Origin of the sequence: Inhella crocodyli, assembly GCF_004004565.1 — a bacterium.
Taxonomy (GTDB): Bacteria; Pseudomonadota; Gammaproteobacteria; order Burkholderiales; family Burkholderiaceae_C; genus Inhella; species Inhella crocodyli.
On record NZ_SACM01000001.1, the window covers coordinates 1,528,668 to 1,547,763 of the forward strand.

12 protein-coding genes and 1 riboswitch are annotated in these 19,096 nt (G+C 71.6%); of the genes, 2 read left to right on the forward strand and 10 right to left on the reverse strand.

Annotated elements, in window-relative coordinates; all coding sequences use genetic code 11:
• Nucleotides 1-15: 15 nt before the first annotated feature.
• Genes EOD73_RS07180 through EOD73_RS07195 form a run of 4 tightly spaced genes read right to left on the reverse strand, consistent with a single transcriptional unit; the run spans nucleotide 16 to nucleotide 4,794 of the window.
• A complete protein-coding gene (locus tag EOD73_RS07180) occupies nucleotides 16-1,056 on the reverse strand; it encodes a bifunctional nicotinamide-nucleotide adenylyltransferase/Nudix hydroxylase (RefSeq protein ID WP_127682197.1) in 1,041 nt (346 codons plus the stop codon).
• Nucleotides 1,053-2,765, reverse strand: a complete 1,713-nt coding sequence (locus EOD73_RS07185; protein ID WP_127682198.1) for an NAD+ synthase — start codon at nucleotides 2,763-2,765, stop codon at nucleotides 1,053-1,055. Before EOD73_RS07185 ends, EOD73_RS07180 begins: the two co-directional genes overlap by 4 nt.
• The gene (gene pncB / locus EOD73_RS07190) at nucleotides 2,759-3,955 is read right to left on the reverse strand and encodes a nicotinate phosphoribosyltransferase (protein ID WP_127682199.1); all 1,197 of its coding nucleotides are present in this window, start codon (nucleotides 3,953-3,955) and stop codon (nucleotides 2,759-2,761) included. The genes EOD73_RS07185 and pncB overlap by 7 nt, the downstream gene beginning before the upstream one ends.
• A complete protein-coding gene (locus EOD73_RS07195; RefSeq protein ID WP_127682200.1) occupies nucleotides 3,955-4,794 on the reverse strand; it encodes a cysteine hydrolase family protein in 840 nt (279 codons plus the stop codon). Before EOD73_RS07195 ends, pncB begins: the two co-directional genes overlap by 1 nt.
• A 107-nt stretch (nucleotides 4,795-4,901) precedes the next feature.
• Between EOD73_RS07195 and EOD73_RS07200 the strand changes: the two genes are divergently transcribed.
• Nucleotides 4,902-5,588 carry an NUDIX hydrolase gene (locus tag EOD73_RS07200; protein ID WP_375137429.1) on the forward strand — a complete coding sequence of 229 codons (687 nt, stop codon included), beginning with the start codon at nucleotides 4,902-4,904 and terminating at the stop codon, nucleotides 5,586-5,588.
• 102 nt (nucleotides 5,589-5,690) lie between these two features.
• Nucleotides 5,691-7,727, forward strand: coding sequence for a S9 family peptidase (locus tag EOD73_RS07205; RefSeq protein WP_127682202.1), 2,037 nt, complete (start codon nucleotides 5,691-5,693; stop codon nucleotides 7,725-7,727).
• 152 nt (nucleotides 7,728-7,879) lie between these two features.
• Here the strand turns inward: EOD73_RS07205 and EOD73_RS07210 are convergent, their stop codons facing one another.
• From EOD73_RS07210 to EOD73_RS07235, 6 genes are all read right to left on the reverse strand, one after another.
• Nucleotides 7,880-8,194, reverse strand: coding sequence for a hypothetical protein (locus EOD73_RS07210; RefSeq protein ID WP_127682203.1), 315 nt, complete (start codon nucleotides 8,192-8,194; stop codon nucleotides 7,880-7,882).
• A 150-nt stretch (nucleotides 8,195-8,344) separates the two neighbouring features.
• Complete coding sequence (locus EOD73_RS07215) at nucleotides 8,345-10,309, reverse strand: YehQ family protein (RefSeq protein ID WP_127682204.1); 1,965 nt, start codon at nucleotides 10,307-10,309, stop codon at nucleotides 8,345-8,347.
• Between the two features lie 14 nt (nucleotides 10,310-10,323).
• Nucleotides 10,324-11,463, reverse strand: coding sequence for a VWA domain-containing protein (locus EOD73_RS07220; protein WP_127682205.1), 1,140 nt, complete (start codon nucleotides 11,461-11,463; stop codon nucleotides 10,324-10,326).
• On the reverse strand, nucleotides 11,460-13,754 hold the full coding sequence (locus EOD73_RS07225) for a DUF5682 family protein (RefSeq protein ID WP_127682206.1): 2,295 nt from the start codon (nucleotides 13,752-13,754) through the stop codon (nucleotides 11,460-11,462). The genes EOD73_RS07220 and EOD73_RS07225 overlap by 4 nt, the downstream gene beginning before the upstream one ends.
• 27 nt (nucleotides 13,755-13,781) lie before the next feature.
• Entirely contained in the window at nucleotides 13,782-14,852 is a 1,071-nt protein-coding gene (locus tag EOD73_RS07230; protein ID WP_127682207.1) for an ATP-binding protein, read from the reverse strand.
• Nucleotides 14,853-14,854: 2 nt separating this feature from the next.
• Complete coding sequence (locus EOD73_RS07235) at nucleotides 14,855-18,499, reverse strand: DUF4132 domain-containing protein (protein ID WP_127682208.1); 3,645 nt, start codon at nucleotides 18,497-18,499, stop codon at nucleotides 14,855-14,857.
• Nucleotides 18,500-18,953: 454 nt separating this feature from the next.
• Nucleotides 18,954-19,049, reverse strand: a riboswitch (cyclic di-GMP riboswitch).
• Between the last annotated feature and the right edge of the window lie 47 nt (nucleotides 19,050-19,096).

A 19,096-nucleotide genomic window follows, 5' to 3' on the forward strand; every position in this document is an offset into this window, starting at 1 on the left:
TCCCGCCCCAAGCGCTCAGCCCGGGGCCACCAGCCCCAAGAATCGGTCGAGCATGTGGAAGTGGTCGTCGAAGCATTGCGCTTCCATCGCAGCCAGCTCGGCGATGGGCACCCAGCGGGCTGCCGCCGCGTCGTCCTGGCCCCGCACCTCGGGCAGCTCGCGCTCGCCCAAATCGAAGTGGTGCGTGTGCGAGATGGTCCGCCCGCGCTGGCTGCGGTCGGGGTGGTCGAAGGTGGCCACGCCGCGCAGCGCGCGCTGCAGGGTGTCGGGCAGCAGGCGCAGGCCGGTCTCTTCTTCCAGTTCGCGCACGGCCGATTGGTAAAGGGTGTCGCGCGGTTCCACAAAACCGCCGGGCAGCGCCCACAGGCCCTGGCCGGGGTCGCGCCCGCGCTGGATCAGCAGCACGTGGCCGGCGCACTGCACCACCACGTCCACGGTGACGAACACCGGCGCGTAGGGGGCCGCGGCCCAGGCCTGGCGGTAGCTTTTCAGCATGGCCCACTCGCGGCGCAGGGCCGCCAGGTAGGGCAAGTGGGCCCAGGCGCGCACGAAGTCGCGCGTGCTGGGCGGCACCTGGTCCACCCAACTGGCCAGCACGGCGTCCAGGGCCTCGGGCTCGCTGTCGAAGAGGGCGGCGCGCAGGTCGGTGGCGTCCACGCGGTGCTGGCGCGGCAGGCTCAAGAGCTGCCAAGGCGCGAAGCGGCGCAGGTAGTCGCTGGTGGCGTCTTTGAAGTGGCCGACCAGCAGCGCCTCGTCCGTGCCCGTGAGCCACTGCACGCCGTCGCGCACGGCCTGCACCCAGCGCGTCTCGTCGTACAGGTCGCGCAAGGGCAGCACGTCCACGCGGGCGCGCTCGGCCTCGGGCAGGGCCAGGCGCAGCATCTCGGCGCGCTCGGCCGCGCTGAACGGGTGCCGGGGCGAGCGCGCCTGGTGGGCCGATCCCAGCACCACCACCACGCGCGGGGCGCGGGCCAAGGCCTCGCGCACCAGGGCCAGGTGGCCGAGGTGAAAGGGCTGGAAGCGGCCGATGACCACCGCAACTTGAACGGCACTCATGCGAACACCCCCGGGTCATGCGCCGCGATCGGCATCTGCCGCCCCTGACCAAAGGCCCGCGCACGCAGGCGAATGAGGGGCGGGGCTTGTCGGCGCTTGTACTCGCTGCGGTGCACCAAGCGGGCCACGCGCTCGATCAGGGCGCGACCCTCCTCGCTGGCGCGCAGGCCGGCCAGGCAGGCCTCGGCCGCCTCGCGCTCGCGCGCCGACAGGCGCTCGCCTTCGATCATGCCCTTGAGCACCTCGTCCAGCACCGGGTAGGGCGGCAGGCTGTCGCTGTCGCGCTGGCCGGGCGCCAACTCGGCCGAGGGCTCCTTGACGAGGATGGCCTCGGGGATGAGCTCGCGGCCGGCGGCTTCGTTGAGGTGGCGCGAGAGCGCGAAGACCTCGGTCTTGTAAAGATCGCCGATCAGGCCCAGGCCGCCGTTGGTGTCGCCGTACAGCGTGCAGTAGCCGACCGAGACCTCGCTCTTGTTGCCGGTGGTGAGCAGCAGGTGGCCGTGGGCGTTGGAGTAGGCCATGAGCACGGTGCCGCGCACGCGGGCTTGCAGGTTCTCCAGCGTGAGGCCCTGCATGGACGCGCCAAAGCTGCTGGCGAACTGGGCTTTGAGCGCCTCCACCGCGCCCTGGATGGGGTGGTTCAGCAGGGGGATGCCCAGGTTGCGGCACAGGGCCTCGGAATCGCTGACCGAGCCGCTGGACGAGAAGCTGGAGGGCATGGTGATGCCGACCACGTTCTCGGGGCCCAAGGCCTCGACCGCCAGGGCCAGGGTGAGCGCGCTGTCGATGCCGCCCGAGCTGCCCACCACCGCCTGGCGAAAGCCGCAGCGGCGGGCGTAGTCGCGCAGGCCGAGCACGATCTGGGCGCGGTAGAAGGCCAAGGTGCTCAGGCCGGCGGGGTCGGGCCGCGCCGGGCGGCGCCCGTCCAGCTCGACGAAGCGCCCGTCGACAAAGCCCAGGGTGTGCACGCACTCGTCGAAGCGCACGGCCTCGAAGACCACCCCCTCGTCGGGCTCGACGGCGAAACTGGCGCCGTCGTACACCAGCTGGTCGTGCCCGCCCACGTGGTTCACGTACAGGATGGGCAGGCCGTTGCGGCGGCTGGCGGCGCCGAAGACCTGGTGGCGCTGCTCGCGCTTGCCCACGTTGCTGGGGCTGGCGTTGAGGCTGATGACGAGCTCGGGGGCCGCATCGCGCAGGCGATCGAACGGATTGACGCGATAGTCGTCGGCCTCGTCGTTCCATCCGTCTTCGCAGATCAAGAGCCCGACCTGCGTGGACCCCAAGCGCAGCACCTTGGCCACGTCGGGGCCGGGCTCGAAGTGGCGGCGTTCGTCGAACACGTTGTAGGTGGGCAGCAACTGCTTGGCGTAGCGCAGCAGCTCCTCGCCCGCCTGCAGCACCAGCAGGCCGTTGTGCAGCTTCTTGCCCGGGCCGTCGTGGCGCAGCGGCGTGCCGACCACCCAGGCCAGCTCGGGCAGCGCGCGGGAGGCCGCGCGCAGCGCGTCCAGGCCGGCGTCGATCTGCCGCCCAAAGCCGGGCTCGTCGAGCAGGTCGCCGGGGTAGTAGCCGGTGAGGGCCAGCTCGGGGAAGACGATCAGGCGCGAGCCCTCCATGGCGGCCTGTTGGGCGGCCTGCACCATGCGCGCGACGTTGCCCTGCACGTCGCCCACGGTGAGGTTGAGTTGGGCCAGGGTCAGTTTCAGCATGGCGCTTTCACCCCGAAGACCTGGCGCAGGTAGGCCAAGAAGGTTTCGTCGTCGCACAGGGTCTTGCCCGGGCTGTCGCTGAGCTTGGCCACGGGCTGGCCGTTGGCGTGGGTCAGCTTCATCACGATGTTCAGCGGCTGCGGCCCCAGGTCGTTGCTGAGGTGCGTGCCGATGCCAAAGCCCAACTGCACGCGGTCGGCAAAGTGGCGGTGCAGCGCCAGCGCCTTGGCCACGCTCAGCCCGTCGCTGAACACCAGGCGCTTGGTGTGCGCGTCGATGCGCAGCTTGGCGTAGTGGGCCAGGGCCTTCTCGCCCCAGACCACGGGGTCGCCGCTGTCGTGGCGCAGGCCATCAAAGAGCTTGGCGAAGTAGAGGTCGAAGTCGGCCAGGAAGGCGTCCATGCCGACGACGTCGGTCAAGGCGATGCCCAGGTCGCCGCGGTACTCCTGCACCCAGTCTTCCAGCGCGGCCTTTTGGTGATCGCGCAGGCGCACGCCCAGGGCCTGGAAGGTTTGCAGGTACTCGTGCGCCATGGTGCCGATGGGCACGAGGCCAAGTTCCTTGGCCAGCAGCACGTTGGAGGTGCCGCGGAACACGCCGGGCAAGGCGTCGCGGAAGCTCGCCACCACGTGGCGCTGCCAGTCGCCGGCGAAGCGGCGGCGCAGGCCGAAGTCGAACACCTCCAGCGGGTGCTGGCCGGGCTGCACCTGCGCTGCGCCCTGCTGCAGCGCGTCGATCTTGGCGCGCAGGCGGCGCTCGCCCTCCATGCGCACCTCGGGCGTGTCAAAGCGGCGGAAGTACAACTCGTTGACGATGGCCAGCACCGGGATCTCGAAGCCCATCACGTGCACTTGCGGGCCTTTGGCCACGATGTGCAGGGTGTCGCCCTCGGTGTGCACGGCGATGAAGGCGCGCTGGAAGCGGAACACGCGCAAGAAGTCGACGAAGTCGCTCTTCATGTAGCGCAGTGCGCCCAAGAAGGCCAGCTCGTCGGGCTGGAAGCTCAAGGCGCACAGCGCGTCCAGCTCGCGCTCCACGTCGGCCTTCAACTCGGCCAGCGGGTAGGCCGGCTGGTTGCGGCAAACGAAGCGGTACTCGGCCTGGGTCTGCGGGTGCCGGTGCAGCAGGGTTTGCCACATCGTGAACTTGTAGAGGTCGGTGTCCAGCAGGCTTTGGATGACGGGGCGCATCAGGCGATCTCCTCCGCCGTGGCCAGGCGCAGGCCGCGCGCTTGGCAGTCGCGCAGGAACTCGGCCTGCTGGGCCTCGAAGCCGCCCACGGGGCTGATGCAGTCGGTCAGCAGCACCAGCTTGTCCAGGCGGCCCGAGGGCAGGTGTGCGGCCAGGTGCTCCACGGTGGCGCGCACGCAGTGGCTGCCCGCCTCGCCCGCAATCAACACGCGCTCGCTGGCGTCCAGTTGGGCCAGCAGCGCGGTGTTCAGCGCGGTGCGCGCGTCGGCGGCGTCGGGCACCTCGGCCTGCAGCGCGCTGTAGTGCTCGGTCCAGGGGTTCTCGCCCTTGGTGACCACGGCCACGGCGCGGCCTTGCGCGTCCGACCAGGCGTCCAGCGCCGCTTGCAGGCCGGCGTGCACGGCGTGGCCCCAGGTGCCCATTTGGCAGTGCACCGGCCAGACCATCAGCGTGTAGCGGCCGGTGGCCTCCAGCGCGTCCAGGTAGGCCAGCACGCGGGGCAAGGCGGCGGGGTCCCGCGGCGCAAAGCGGCCGGCGCGCACCTCGGCGGCGGTGATGGCCGTGAAGGGCGACGGGGCCTGGCCGGTGGCGGCCTCGCGCCAGAAGCCGGGGTGCGCCACGTCGATGCGGTGGTGCGAATCCAGGGTCAGGGTCACGGCGTCCAGGCCGGCGCCCAGGCGCTTCACCAGCGCGGCCACGCGCTGCAAGTCGGCGTGCGCGCCGGCCACGGGCAAGGCGGGCCGCAGGGCCTCGCCCGTCACGGGCGAACGGGGCCACCAGGCCTCGGGCAGGTCGCAGAAGTCGTTCTGCGGGTCGATCAACAGCAGCTGTGTGCGCATCGGGAACCTCTCTCTTTCGTGCTTGTGTGGCGACATCCTAGCGCCACTTTAATGCACTGTGCACTTAAGTTGTCTTGCCGCCACAAGAGGACGGTATGCTTGCTTCGGTGAACGCTTCAAAGAACTCCGCCGCCTCGCTGATCTGCACCGTGGACGTGGTGCTGCTGACCCTGCGCGAGCGGCAATTGGAGCTCTTGCTGTTGCAACGCGAGCGCGAGCCCTTCGCCGGCGCCTGGGCCCTGCCCGGAGGGTACGTGCACCCGCAGGAAGACCAGGACTGCGAAGACGCCGCGCGCCGCGTGCTGCAGCACAAGCTCGGGCTCGCCAGCCCCTACCTGGAGCAGCTGGCCAGCTTCAGCGGCCCGGCCCGCGACCCGCGGGGCTGGAGCGTGTCGGTGGCCTACGTGGCCCTGGTGCCGCCGCCCAGCGGCCCCCTGCCCTTGGGCCAATGGCGCGCGGTGGACCGCCTGCCCCAACTGCCCTTCGACCACGGCCGCATCGTGGCCACGGCGTTGGAGCGGGTGCGCAACAAGAGCCAGTACTCCTCCCTGCCCCTGCACCTGTGCGGCGAGGCCTTCACCCTGCCCGAACTGCAAGCCGTCTACGAGACCCTGATGGGCGAGCCCATCAACCCGGTGAGCTTCCGCCGCAAGATGGACGAGCTCGGCACGCTCGAGCCCATCCCCGGCGCCAAACGCGCCGACGGCCCGCACCGGCCGGCGCAGCTGTTCCGCCGCAAGGCCGGCCGCGAACAGGGGCTGGGCCTGCTCGGGCGCGTGATCAACAGCGGCTGAGCCTCGCCCGGGTGGGGGGGTGGCCCCCGCCGATACTGGAACGGCAAAACCCGCGGGGGCGCGTGCTGCCTCCCGCGTTCGTCACCGTTGCCAAGGACGCCCATGAAGACCCACGCGCTGCTGCTGGCCCTGTCCCTCTTCGCAGGATCGGTGCTCGCCACCGAGCCGGCCCCGCGCCGCCCGGCCTCGATCGACGAGCTGCTCCAGCTCAAGACCCTGGTCGGCGGCACGCAGATTTCGCCGGACGGCCGCTACGTGGCCTACCTGATCAGCCAGGCCGACTTCAAGCAGGACGCCTTCGTCACGTCCATCTGGCTGGCCGACACCACGACTGGCCGCCAGTTCCCCTTGACGCAAGGCGGCAAGTCGGCCGGCAACCCGCAGTGGTCGCCCGATGGGCGGTGGCTGGCCTTCACCAGCGGGCGCGTGGACGACAAGGACCAGCTGTTCGCGATCCGCCCCGATGGCGGCGAGGCCGTGCAGCTGAGCAAGTCGGAGACCGGCGTTCGCGGCTACGCCTGGTCGCCCGATGGGCAGCAGATCGCCTTCACCGCCAACGAGGCCCCCAGCCAGGCGGCCAAGGACCGCAAAGCCCATTTCGCCGACTACGAGGTGGTGCGCAAGGAGACCCAAGCCGCGCAACTCTGGACGCTGAACCTGGCCGAGGCCCTGGCCGCCCCGCAGGCCGGCCAGCAGCGCACCCGCAACGCCCAACTGCACGTCGAGGGCTTCAACTGGTCGCCCGATGGCGGCCGCATCGCCTTCAGCGCCGGGGCATCGCCAGAAGCGCGGCACTTAGCCACCACGGACCTCTACCTGCTCACGCTCAGCGACAACAGCGTTCGGCCCCTGGTCGTGCAGCCCGGGCCCGACTCGAACCCGCACTGGTCGCCCGACGGGCGGCAGATCGCCTTCGTCTCCTTGATGGGCCGCACGCCCTTCTTCACCCGCAACCAGCGCATTGCCGTGGTGCCGGTGGAAGGCGGCACGCCGCGTTCCGTCAGCGAGGCCTTTGACGAGCACGCGGCGCTCATCGGCTGGACGGCCGACGGGCTGTACTTCGGCGGGCTGCAACGCACCAACGGGCACGTGTTCCGGCTCGACCCGGCCAGCGGCCGCATCGAGCGCGTCTCCGCCCCCGACGCGCTGATGGCGGGCGGCGTCTCGCTCAGCCGCGACGGCCGCCGCCTGGCCTACACCGCGCCCTCGCCCCACTCCTTGGCCGAGGTCTTCGTGACCGACCTGCCGCGCTTCGCGCCGCATCAGCTGACCCAACTGACCGAGCAGACCCGCGGGTTCTGGATGGCCCGCCGCGAGCTGATCCGCTGGAAGAGCAAAGACGGCACCGAGATCGAAGGCGTGCTGATCAAGCCCGCCGACTTCGACCCCCAGAAGAAGCACCCGCTGCTGACCATCGTGCACGGCGGCCCCACGGGCATCGACCGCCCCACCCTGCTGGACATGCGCTACTACCCCTCCGACCTGTGGGCCGCCCGCGGCGCGCTGCTGCTGAAGGTCAACTACCGCGGCAGCGCGGGCTACGGCGAGGCCTTCCGCCGGCTCAACGAGCGCAACCTGGGCATCGGCGATGCCTGGGACGTCGTCTCCGGCGTGGACCACCTGGTGGCCCTAGGCTGGGTGGACAAGGACCGCGTGGGCAGCATGGGCTGGAGCCAGGGCGGCTACATCTCGGCCTTCTTGGGCACGGCCACGAACCGCTTTGCGGCGGTGTCGGTCGGGGCCGGCATCTCCGACTGGTCGACCTACTACTACAACACCGACATCCCGCAGTTCACCCTCAACTACCTGGGCGCCGACCCCGTGGCCGATCCCGAGATCTACCGCAAGACCTCGCCGTCCGGCTACCTGAAGGGCGCGCGAACGCCAACGCTGATCCAACACGGCGAACTCGACAAGCGCGTTCCCATCGCCAACGCCTACCAGCTGCGCCAGGCCCTGGAAGACCGCAACGTACCCGTCGAGCTGATCGTCTACAAGAGCTTTGGGCACGGCATCACCAAGCCCAAGGCGGCGCGCGCGCAGATGCAGCACAACCTCGACTGGTTCAACCACTGGATCTTCAAAGACCCCCTTCCGGACTACGCGGCGCCCGAGCTGCCCAAGCCGAAGAAGGAGTGAGGCTCACGCCCCATCTGGCCGCCTCGGCGCTGCCGACCCCGGTCACTCGCCCACGACCCACGTCGCCCAATGCCGAGGCTTGCTTCCTATGAGCACGCCATGGCCGCCGCCGCGGCGCCACGGGTCTTGGCAAACAGAGTCGAAAACTCGTGTCATTGACCGAGAGGGACTTGCTGAGCAACCGACTCGCCGAGATGCAAGACAACGTCGAAAACTGAACGATTCGGTACCACGGAGGATGCGAGCGCCTGTCGCACCCGCGTGAATTGCCGTGAATCGGCTTGGCAGCGATTGCAGACGGTCGCGGCGGGCGTCCGTAAGACAGGAATGTGCCCATCGCTGCGCGCCGAAATCAACGGCGACGGTGCGGCGCTTTCTTCGGCCGAGCCGCCGCAGGCGCTCAGGGCCAGCAAAGCCAAGGTCAGCGCGGCGAGGCGGCGGTAACGAAACTTCAGTGAGGGGGTCATGGCAACAGAACTGGCATGCGCGGATCGGCATGGGCTCATGCTGCAAAGCCGGCCTGAAGGCTCGCTGAGCCGCAGATGAAGGCAGTCTGAGGAAGCTCCGACCGTCAAGCTAAGGCCCAGCCCCCGCGTGGAGGCTGGAGACGGCCCCGCCTACGCATCCAGCGGCGCTTCGTCGCTAAACGCAGCCTGCGTGGCCGCGTCGCGGTGCAGCTGGAGCAAGGCCAGCAGCTGCAGCCAGGCCTCGGCGCGGGCCACGCCGGCGGTCAGCCCCGGCAGCGGGCGCAGGCGCGCCGCCAGGGCCGAGAAGCCGCGCTGCTCGAGCTGTCCGGCCAGCGCCTCGCCCTCTTGCGCCCAACGCGCCGGGACCTGGGCCAGCCCTGTGTGCAAGGCCTGGCCCAGGTGCTGGCGCAGGCGCTCCAGCGCCTCGGCCGGGGCGCTGGGGTCGGCAGGCGGCGGCCGGCCCAGCGGCAGGTGGGCCAGCGCCCCGGTCGGCTGGCTGGCGAAGTCCGGCACCAGCACCTGGTCGCAGGCCAGGGCCCAGGGCTCCAGCCAGGGCTGACCGTCCTGCCAGCTGAGCAGGCCGGCCACATGGCGCAGCGGACCCTGGCAACCGGCCAAGCCGGCGGCCAGGCTGTCCAGGGCCCAGGGCAGGTGGCCCTGGTGCGTGCGCTGCAGGCCCAGCGCGTCGCCGTTGGCGTCTTCGACCGTGGCCAGCAGGGTCTGGGTCTGCGGGTCGTAGGCGATGTCGACCGCCCCCGGCGCCGGCGTGAAGACCACGAAGCGGCGCGCCGCGTGGCGTGGCTGCAGCGCCGCGATTGGGCTGGCGCTGGCCTCGCGGCGCAGGGCCGCTACCGCGTCGAAGCGCACCGGCGGACCGAGCAGCTGCCAGTCGGCTGTCTGCGGCAGCACGCTGTTCTGGCTGCTGCGCGCCCGCGCCAGGCGCAGGCTGCCGTCGGGGCGACGGGCGGCGGCCTGAGCCAGCAGCTGGCCTTGCGCGAGCGCCTCCAGCCCCAGGCCCGGCGCCAGGCGCTCGCGCGCCCGCTGCTGGGCCTCGGTCGCGGCGTCGCTGCCTTCGGGCGGCGTCCAGTCGTGGCGCAGCACCAGGCGGGTGCCGGTGTCCAGGTCAGCCAGCACCAGCTCGGTCTGGCGCTGCGCGCCGTCGCGGCGCGTGCGGGCGCCCAGGGTCATCAGGCGCAGGCGGTCGAGCAGGGTCTCGCCCGATTGGCCGAGGCCCAGCACCGCGGCGGCCTGACCGGGCTGCCCCCCGGCCGCCAGGCGCAGCGCCAGCTCGGCCAGCAAGTCCACCCCGTCGGCGGCGTCGTAGCGGGCGCTGCGCCGGGCGTAGGCCTCGGACCAGCTTTCCAGCTCCGCCACCAGCAGCGCCAGCCAGGCCGCCTCGCGGCTGGCCGCGCGCGCCTGGCTCAGGGCCTGACCGAGGGCGCCGCTGCCATGGGTCACGCCCAGGCGCAGCAAGGTGTCGACCGCCGCCACGAAGGGAAGGCGGTCCAGCGCGCGGGCGGCTGCCAGGGCGCCCAGCTGCACGCTGCGCGCGCCCTGCGCGGCGCGAAAAGCCCAGAGTCCCAGGGCCACGTGGGCGCAGGCACTGCCGCGCAGGCAGTCGCAGCGCGCCGCCGCCAGGGCGCCACCGGCCCAGTAGCGCACAGTGGCACTGGGCAGGCGGGCGGTGTCGCAGGGCTCGCCGTCGGCGCGACCGCGCAGCTCCACGCGCAGCCCCGCCGCCCGCGCCCGCTCGGCCTCCTGCAGCACCGCGGGCGACAACGCGGCGGCCAGCTCGGCGTCGCTGACCGATTCGAGCGCCGCGGTGGCCGGCGCGGCATCGGCCGGCACCTGCTCCCGGTAGGCCAGCACCGCGATCAGCCGGTGCCGGCAGACCCCGTTGGCGCCGCAGTTGCAGCGCGACTGCGCGATGCTCAGGCCCTGAGGCCACTGGACCTCGACGCCGTCGTCGAAGCGGGCGCTCAGGGTGGCCGCGTCGTCCAGGGCCAGCGCCGGCCGGTAGCCGCCAGCCAGCTCGCGCAGCGCCCGCTTGACCAGGCCCGCGTTGGTGAACTGGATCAAGGCCTCGGGCCCGAGGGGCAGCAGGTCGGTGCGCATGCGGTCGGGCGGGTTCAGGTCAGCTTCTCGGCCAGCCAGGTGGCCAGCTGACCGGGCGTCATGGCCCCGACCTCGGCGCCGGCCGCCACCAGCTTGGCGGCCAGCGCCCGGTCGTAGACCGGGTCGGCCTGCTCGTCCAGCGCCGCCAGGCCCAGCACCTTGCTGCCCTGGGCCGTCAGCGCGCGCACCTGATCGATCAGCAAGCGCTCCGGCAAGCCCTCGTAGAAGTCGCTGATCAGCACCACGATGGCGCGGCGCGGCACCTCGATGCGCTCGGCCGCGTAGTCGACGGCCGTCGCGATGTGGGTGCCGCCGCCCAGCTGCACCTGCATCAAGAGCTCGACCGGGTCGCCGACCTGCTCGGTCAGGTCGACGAGCTCGGTGTCGAAGGCGATCAGGTGGGTCTTGATGCCGGGCAAGGCCCACAGGCAGGCGGCGGTGACGGCGGCGTGGATCACCGAGCCCAGCATGCTGCCGCTCTGGTCGACCAGCAGCAGCACCTGCCACGGCTCCAGCTGGCGGCGGTGCCGCACATGAAAGTGCGGCTGCTGCACGACCAGGCGCCGCGTCTGCGGATCCAGGTGACGCAGGTTGCGCTGCAGCGTGGCCCGGGCGGCGAACTGCGCGCTGCTGCCGCGCCGGCTGAGCTGGTGGGGGCTGCGCTTGCCGCTGAACGCGCTGCGGACCTGGGTGGCCAGCTTCTCCATCAACTCCTGGACCACCTGGGCCACCAGCGCGCGGGCCATGGCCAGCACCTGGGGGTTCATCAGGTGCTTGGTGCGCAGCACGGCCTGCAGCAAGGCCGGGTTGGGCGTGGCGCGCGCCAGCACCTCGGGCTGGGTGACCAGGTCGTCGATGCCATAGCGCTCCAGCGCATCGCGCTCCAGGCGCTCCACGGTCTCCTTGGGGAACAGGGTGTGGATGGCATTGATCCAGTCGGGCACGGTCAGGCTGGACGCCTGATCGCCGGCGTGGCGATCCAAGCCGTCGCCGGCGTCGCCGCGCCCGTCCGGACCGTCGCGCCCGTACAGCCAGGCCAGTGCCTGGTCCATGCCCAGGGCCACCCCGCCGCCGGCGCCCAGGCTGGGCGCGCTGGCCTCGCCCAGCAGCAGGCGCCAGCGGTCGGTGAGATCGAGCTCGGGCCAGGGCTTCATGCGAGCACCCCGTGCGCGCTCGCCCAGGCCAGGGCCTGGGCCTCGATGCGCTTGGCGTCCAGCAGCGCCTGGGCGCCTGGACCCAGCTCGAGCAGCCGCCCCCGCCGCGCCGGCGGCAGGCCCAGCAGCGGCGCCACGCGCTCGGCAATGGCGCCGCGCTCGCGCGGCGGGAAGTCGGCAAAGGCCGCCCGCAGGGCCGGCAGGGCCAGCAAAAAGTCCTCGTCGCCCAGGCTTTGCAGCGCGACGTGGACGGCGCGCACGATGGCGTCGTCCTCGGTGGCCAGCGCGCGCGCGCAGGCGAACAGGCCGTAGAGGAAATCGCCCAGCGCGTCGCGTGGCGGCATGCCACGGGTCAAGGTCAGCACCTCGGCGCGCAGCGCGGGCGGCGCCGGGAAGCCAGCCTGGCTGACGCGCACCCCCAGGGCGGCGCCGCGCAGGGCCGGCGGCTTGTCCGGGCTGCGCGCCAGCCGCTCACAGGTGCTGAGCAAGCACGCGCCGTCCAGGTCCGCCAGGTCCAGGCCGAGCAGCCGTTGCAGCGCGCGCAAGCTGCGCACGTCGGCCTCGATCCACGCGGCGCTGCCGGCGCCATCGCGCCCCTCCAGCAGCCACAGCAGGCGCTCGGCCAGGGCGACCAGGGTGGCCTGCAGCAGCGGGCGCGGGTCCTCGCCCCAGAAGCCGGCTTGCACCAGCTCCGCCAGGGTCAGGCAGGCCTGGGCCAGCTCGCCGTGGTCCTGAGTCTGCGCCAGGCTGTGGCGCAGGCGCTGCGCGAACGCGTCGCCCACGTCCTGCAAGCCGGCGCGCACCGCCGCGAGCAAGGCCTCGGCCAAGGCGGCCGGCTGGCCGTCGGCGGCGCGCAGCAGCAGGACCTGCTCGGCCGCGGTCGGCAAGGTGGCGCCGTGCACAGCGGCCTCGATCAGGTCGGGGTACCAGCGCCCATCCTGGTGCAGCTGCCAGTGCTCCTCGAAGGCCAGGCGGGCGTCGAGCGCGCGCGCCGCCTGAGGCGCCTTCAGTGCCTCGAGCTGGACACCGCCCACGCCCAGCAGCTGCAATTGCCACAGCAGGCGGGCGCGGGGCAGGTCCGCGGGGCGGCGGCGGTCCAGCACCAGGCGCTGCGGCTCGCGCCGCGGCTGCAGCGCGCAGGCCGCCAGGCGCGCGTTCACGTCGTGCACCAGCGGTGGCAAGGGCGTGCGGGCGTGCAGGCGACCGCCCCCGTCGCCGGTCAGGGCCAGCAGCGCTTCCCGCAGCAAGGGATGGTGCGCCGGGTTCAGCGGGCCGCGCTCGCTCCAGGGCGCCGGCTGGTCCAGGGCCTCCTTCAGCAAGGTGGACTGCAGGGCATCGAGCAGGTCGACGCGCAGCGGCACTGGATGACCGCGCAGACGCGCCAGGCCCAGCGCCTGCTGCTCCAGCGCGATCAGGTCGGCGGTGGAGACCGCTTGCTGCCGGGCCCGCAGGCGCTCCACGATGCGCTGCAGCGCCCAGCGCGCGGCGGCCGCGGCGCCCTGCTGCCAGTGCTGTTGGTAGAACATCGGCGACGGCATGCCGGCGGCGTAACCGCCGAGCGCGTCGACCTGGCGGAACTCGTAGGGCACCAGGTAGCAGCCGGCCTCCCGCTCGGTCTCGGGTCGGGGGCTGATCGGCTCCTCGGCAGGGTGCAGCGCGGGCCAGGCCCGCTGCAGCGCCGGCACATGCCAGCCGCCGCAGACCACCAGCACGCGTTCGAAGCGCGCGGCGGCCCAGGCGATCCACGCCGCCATGCAGGCCTCGCGCTCCGCGTCCTCCTCGCCCGCCGGCTCGTCACCGCGCAGGTCGGCGAAGTAAGCCTCCAGGCGCTGACCCAGCGCCGGATCGTCCGGCGGCAGGGCTTCGAACAGGTGGTCCCAGAGCGCGTCGTCGCCGTCACAACCGGTGCGCCGGCACAGCGCCTGCACCACCTCGCGGTAGCGGTCTCGCTGCGGGCGGTGCACCCGCGCGCGGGTGCGGTAGCGCCAGTGCGGCAGGTCGATGAAGCGCAGCTGCGCCTGGATGCCCGCGCCCTCCTGCAGGGCCACCCACTCGGGCGAGAAGTCAAGCAAGGGGAACCAGCACTGCTGGGCGCGCTGACCCGCCTCGTTGGCGTAGCTGTACAGGGCGATGGGCAGCTGGTGCGGCAGCAGCAGTTCGTCGAGGCGGGGGTTGAAGTCGGCCGGTCCCTCGATCAGCACGGCCTGCGGCCGGTGCGCGCGGATGTGCTGCCGCACGCGCTGCGCGCAGGCCGGGCTGTGGTGGCGAACCCCCAGGAAGTGAACGCTCATGACGCGACCGCCCTGCCCTCGCGTTGCTCAGGGCGGCAGCAAGTGCCGGGCGGCGTGAAACGCCTTCCAGGCCTCGCCAGGGCGCTTGGCGGCGCGCTGCTCGATGTAGCGGCGGATCTTCTTCAGGTCGTCCGCGTTGTCCTTGGCCGCGGCACCGGCCAGCAGCTCGACGATGTCGGCCGCCTGCCCGGCATCACCGCGCAGGTAATGGCCGCGCAGCGTCACCGCATGGGCGACGGCCACCGCCTCGGCGGTGCTGACCACCGACGACAAGCGCTCCCCCGCCTGCCCCTGCCCGTCCACGCCGTTGCGCAGCTCGCGGAAGGTCGTCACCAGCACCTCCAGCAGGTCGGCCGCCGGGGCACGCGGCACGCCGTCCTGGGCCAGCAGGCGGCTGACCTCGGCCTGCACCAGGGCCAGCTCCTGGTCCAGGTCGGCGATCGGGAACACGGTCTCGAAGCTGAAGCGGCGCTTGAGCGCCGCCGACATCTCGTTGACGCCGCGGTCGCGCGTGTTGGCGGTGGCGATGAGGTTGAAGCCGGGCGCGGCGAACACCGTCTCGCCCAGCTCCGGCACCGCGAGCAGGCGCTCCGAGAGCAGGGAGAGCAGCGCGTCCTGCACCTCGGGTGGGCAGCGGGTGATTTCCTCGAAGCGGGCGATCCGGCCCTCGCGCATCGCGCGCATCAGCGGCGACGGCACCAGGGCGCGGGCGCTCGGGCCTTCGTTCAGCAGCAGCGCGTAGTTCCAGCCGTAGCGGATCTGGTCCTCGGTGGTGGCGGCGCTGCCTTGCACGGTCAGCGTGCTTTGGCCGCAGATGGCGGCGGCGAGCAGCTCCGAGAGCAGGCTTTTCGCCGTGCCCGGCTCGCCGATCAGCAACAGCGCGCGGCTCGAGGCCAGGCCCACCATCGCCCGCTCGATCAGGCTGGGCGCGCAGACGATCTTCGCCGGCGCGTCGCCATCACCGAGCAGGAAGCGGCGCACCGCCGGCATCGACAGCCGCCAGCCCGGCGGGCGCGGGTCGCGGTCACTGGCCGCCAGCGCGGCCAGTTCGTCGGCGTAGCGCAGCTCGGCCGGCGGGCGTTGAACAGCGGGGTTCATGCTCAGGCCTTCACCGCCGGCAGCAGCTCGATCTCGCGCAGCAACTCGCTGAGCACGATGGGCGGCAGCTGGGTCCAGGCCGGGTGCGCGTCGCTGGCGCACAGCCGCAGCTCGGGCAGGCGCTGCGTGGGCTCGTCGAGAGGGGCGAAGCTCGACCAGCCGGGCTCCAGCTGCAGTTCCACCCACAGGTCGGGCGTCAGGGGCTTGCTGAGCGAATCGACATGCGCGTTGTCGCCGACGTTGGCACGCCAGTCGCGCTGCGTCAGGCCCAGGGCGCTGCCGGTGGCCACCTGCTTGCGGGCAAAGCGGGTCAGCGACGCTCCGTCGGCCTCCTCGGCGCTGAGCGCATGGGTCTCGCGGCTCAGCTGCTTGAAGGGCTGCAGGATCTCGTAATCCCCGAACACCTGACCGAAGGCCGTGCGCAGGGCCGGCGGCAGCTCCAGCGGGTGGGCAATGCCGACCAGCGCCTCGTCCGGGAGCGCGTAGGCCTGGTCTTGCGCGTCGGCGAGGCTGAGGTCCTCGGCCACGCGGAACGCCGTCGACAGCGCACCGGCCTCGGTGTACACGCCCCAGACCAAGCGCGCCGCCAGGTGGCGCATCAAGGGGTGCTGCACGTAGAAGAGCCGGAACTCCTGCGCTCGCCAGCGCCGCTGGGTCACCATCGCGCGCTCCAGGCGCTGCAGCTGCAAGGTGGCGGTGGCCTTGGCGTCCTTCTTCAGCTGCTTGAAGCGCGCGCTGGCCTCGGCCGCCAGCGCCTCGTCATCGGACGGCAGCGGCTTGGGCAGGTCCTTCAGGCGCAGGCCCTGGGCGTCCAGCACCAGGGGCTGGAGCGACTCGTCAAAACGAAGCGTGAACTGGCGCGGCCCGAAGTCCAGGGTCAGGCTGCCCGACTCGTCGAGCCCGAAGTCGGGCGCGATGCGGTCCTCCAGCTCCTCCGCGCTGAGCCCGCGCGCCGCGGCCACGGCGGCCAGCTTCTCGCCGGCCTTGGCCTGCAAGGGCTTGCTCTTGAGCCGCATCGACAGGCGCTGCAGCTGGATCAGCGCCGACTCGCAGGGCATCTCGGCCAGCAGGTCCAGGCCAGTAACGGCACGGCCGCTCAGGCCCTCGGCCGGCCAGTTGCGCAGGCGCTGGGCCAGCTCGACGGCCACCGCGTCGTCGCCCAGCAGGCCCAGGGCCTGGAAGGCCCAGTTGCTCTTGGCCGGCGCACCGGCCGCGTGCCAGGCCTCGTACAGGTCCCAAAGGAAGTTGCGCAACGAATCCGGGTCGCAGGCCTCGCGCACGGGCGCCAAGCCGGCGTAGGGCGCGCTGAGGCTGCTGAAGGCCAGCATGCTGCCCAGGTGCTCGACGCCGGCCGCGGGCACGCGCGTGCCGTTGCGCAGCAGCAGGCCGGCGCGGGCGACGGCCGCAAAGAAGTCCGGCAGGGCCGGCAGTCGGCTCGGGTAGTTGAGCAGCGGGTCGGCGTCCAGCAAGGCCGCCAGCTCGGCGCTGGCGCCCACCGCCTGCGCCTGCGATTCGAGCGCTGCGCGCAGGCCCTGGCCGGCCAGCCAGCGCAGGCCGAACACGGCGTCCTGGTGCTGGGCGGACTTCGGGTTCAGGGCCTCGATCAGGGCCAGCTCGGCGACCAGGTCGACATGGCGGCGCAGCCACTGGCACAACAGGTCCCGGCCCTGTTTGCGCTGGGCGCGCAGCGCGGCCAGCATCGGCGCCACCAGGGCCGGATCGGCCACGGCGGTGCAGGCCGGCAGCGCCCCTGCGAAGTCGTGGGCCAGGTAACGGCGCAAAGCCGGCAGCAGCGCCTCGCCGCCGCGGGCCACCGCCACGCGCAGGCAACGGCCCGGGTCCTCGTAGCGCTGCCAGAGCGACGGCGGCAAGGTGTTCCAGGCGAGCGCGGCCACGGCATCCGGCCAGCGCAGCACGACCTGCGGCGACACGCGGTCGACCAGCGCGGCGAGCTGATCCGGCTTCAGCGACTGGCCCTGCAGCAGCGCCAGCAGCTGCTTGCGCTCACTGCCATCGAGGTAGAAATCCCGCACGCGCTGGTCCAGCTGCTCCGAGCCCTTCCGCTCGGCCTTGCCGACCCGGGCCTCGCGCTCCCCCGGCAACCAGCGCAGCGCCGGCGCGCGGGTGCTGGCGGGCAGCGCCTTGCTGGGCGGGGCGCTGGGCTTGCGCTTCTGGACCCAGGGCGGGTTGTGCAGCAGGGCGGGCAGTTGCTCGGCGCTGGCCTCGGGGGCGGCCGCCTGGCGCAGGCGCGCCTGCAAAGGCTGCTGGCCGCTGTGCCGGGCCAGCAGCGCCGACCAGGTGGCGGGCGTGCGCAGGGCGGCGGCCACCAGGACCTGCAAGCGCGCAGCCACCTCGGGCCAGCGGGTTGCATAGCGGGCCAGCAACGGGATCGCATCGACATGCTGAAGCTGACACAGCAGCTCGGCCGCGGGGCTCAGCGACCGGTCCTCCGCGTCAGGGAGCTCGGACAGCTCATCCTCCAGCAGGGCCAGCGCGGCGCTGCCGCGCAAGCGCAGCTGCAACAGGATGGGCGACAGCCGCTCCGTGGCCGCCTGGCGCTTGGAGTCACCCGACCTTTGGGAGTCAAACGAACGGTCCCACTTCAGGCCCTCTCGGACGGCCTTCAAGGGCAGCGGGCAGTTTCGCAAGAGGAAGAAGCCACGGGCCTGCACGATGAAGAAGTCGCGGACCAGGGTTCCCTCCAAGAGCTGCGCCAGCCAGTCACTGCGCTCCGGACACAGCACCGCGCGCAACACCAATCCCTCTTCAGTCCAGCCCGCCATGAGGGCTTGGGCCGCCTGATGCTCCGGATCAGGACACTGGGCCAACCAAGCACGCAGCGCCTGCTGGGCTTCGGGGGTGATGAACGCCCGTTCCCCCTCCAGTCGGGACAGCACATCAAGCACGAAGCTTGCACCATGCCAGCGCAGGCCCAGGTCGATCAAAGCAAGCAGGGGCAGGTCGCTGTCCCAGGCCTCGGGATCGCCCCCGCGCACCCGGCATTTCAACTGGGCCACTTGCGCGAAGGCCTGAGTCCAGTGGGCGGGGTCGGCCTGGCGCAGGCGCGCCTCGCTCAGCTGCTCGTGGCGATCGACCTCGCGCCACAAGGTCCAGCTTTTGCCAAAGGCCCGGCCACAGGCCTTGATCGCGTCGTTCAAGTACTCGTGATTGCCGGCCTGCTCCAGGTCCAAGCCCTGATCCAACCAGGTGAGCCGCGGTGGAACGGTGGGAGCATGCAGGCCGCGCAGCACAGGCAGGCGTGACAGCCACTCGTCCGTCCAGACCAAGAGCTCAGCCGCGCTGGCTGCATCGCCCGCCTCCCCGACCGGATCTGCTGAGGCTGCTGGAGCTGCTGGAGCTGCTGGGGCCACAGCGTCAACAGGCGCCGGAGCCGGCGACGGCAACGGGGCGACCGGTGCGGCCGTCGGGTCAGCGTCCGCCGCGGCGACCTCCTGGTAGCCCTTGCCGATCTTCTCCTTGATCAGCGTGTCCTGCTCTTTTTGGGCTGCGGCGGCGTCCGCCAGCAGCTTGTCCTTGGTCTGCCCGGCCGTGCCGATGCGCCCGAAGCACACGGTGACCCGGTTGTCTTGCAAGTCGATCTGCCAGAACTTGCTGGCACTGCCTTCCACCAATTCAAAACGGCGCATATGGTTCTTCGCGAATTCCAATATTTCAATTCAATGTCAAGCGACAACTTGCCCCTCTTTCAAGGCAGCAAATTGGGAGAGCCAGAGTCAGGCTTGATGCAATAAAAAGCCACAACGTACTGATTATTTAATCAGTATTTCGCATGCCACAGCAAAACTCTACACCGCCGCTCTATCGAGAGAACCCGGCGCCAGCACGCGCTGTTCAAGAAAAATGAGCTCAGCCTCGTCAACATACCGAAAACGGTGTTCTCCGACGCTTGATTCGTAAGATTTTGTTGTCGCCGCTAGAAACAGACCGCGCGAACTTGACGCGATGGATGGGGTCGAAAGGCGAACCCGCAAGGAGTGAGGGCGCGTACGGATGAATTCCGCGGCCACTGGAGCACGGCGCTGCCAACGCTAAGACGTCTCAACGCATTGTGGAGTTGCGAACGAATCGCAAACGTCACTGCATGGCAACCCCGCCATCTTTGCCCTACGTCAGCGCAGGACGGTAGACCGGTGGCTTTGCGACCCCGGCTTTCGCGCGGGTGTGCCGTTATCTAAGCGGCTCATCTCTATTTGAATGAGGCTGATGGGTATTGCGGTGCAGCG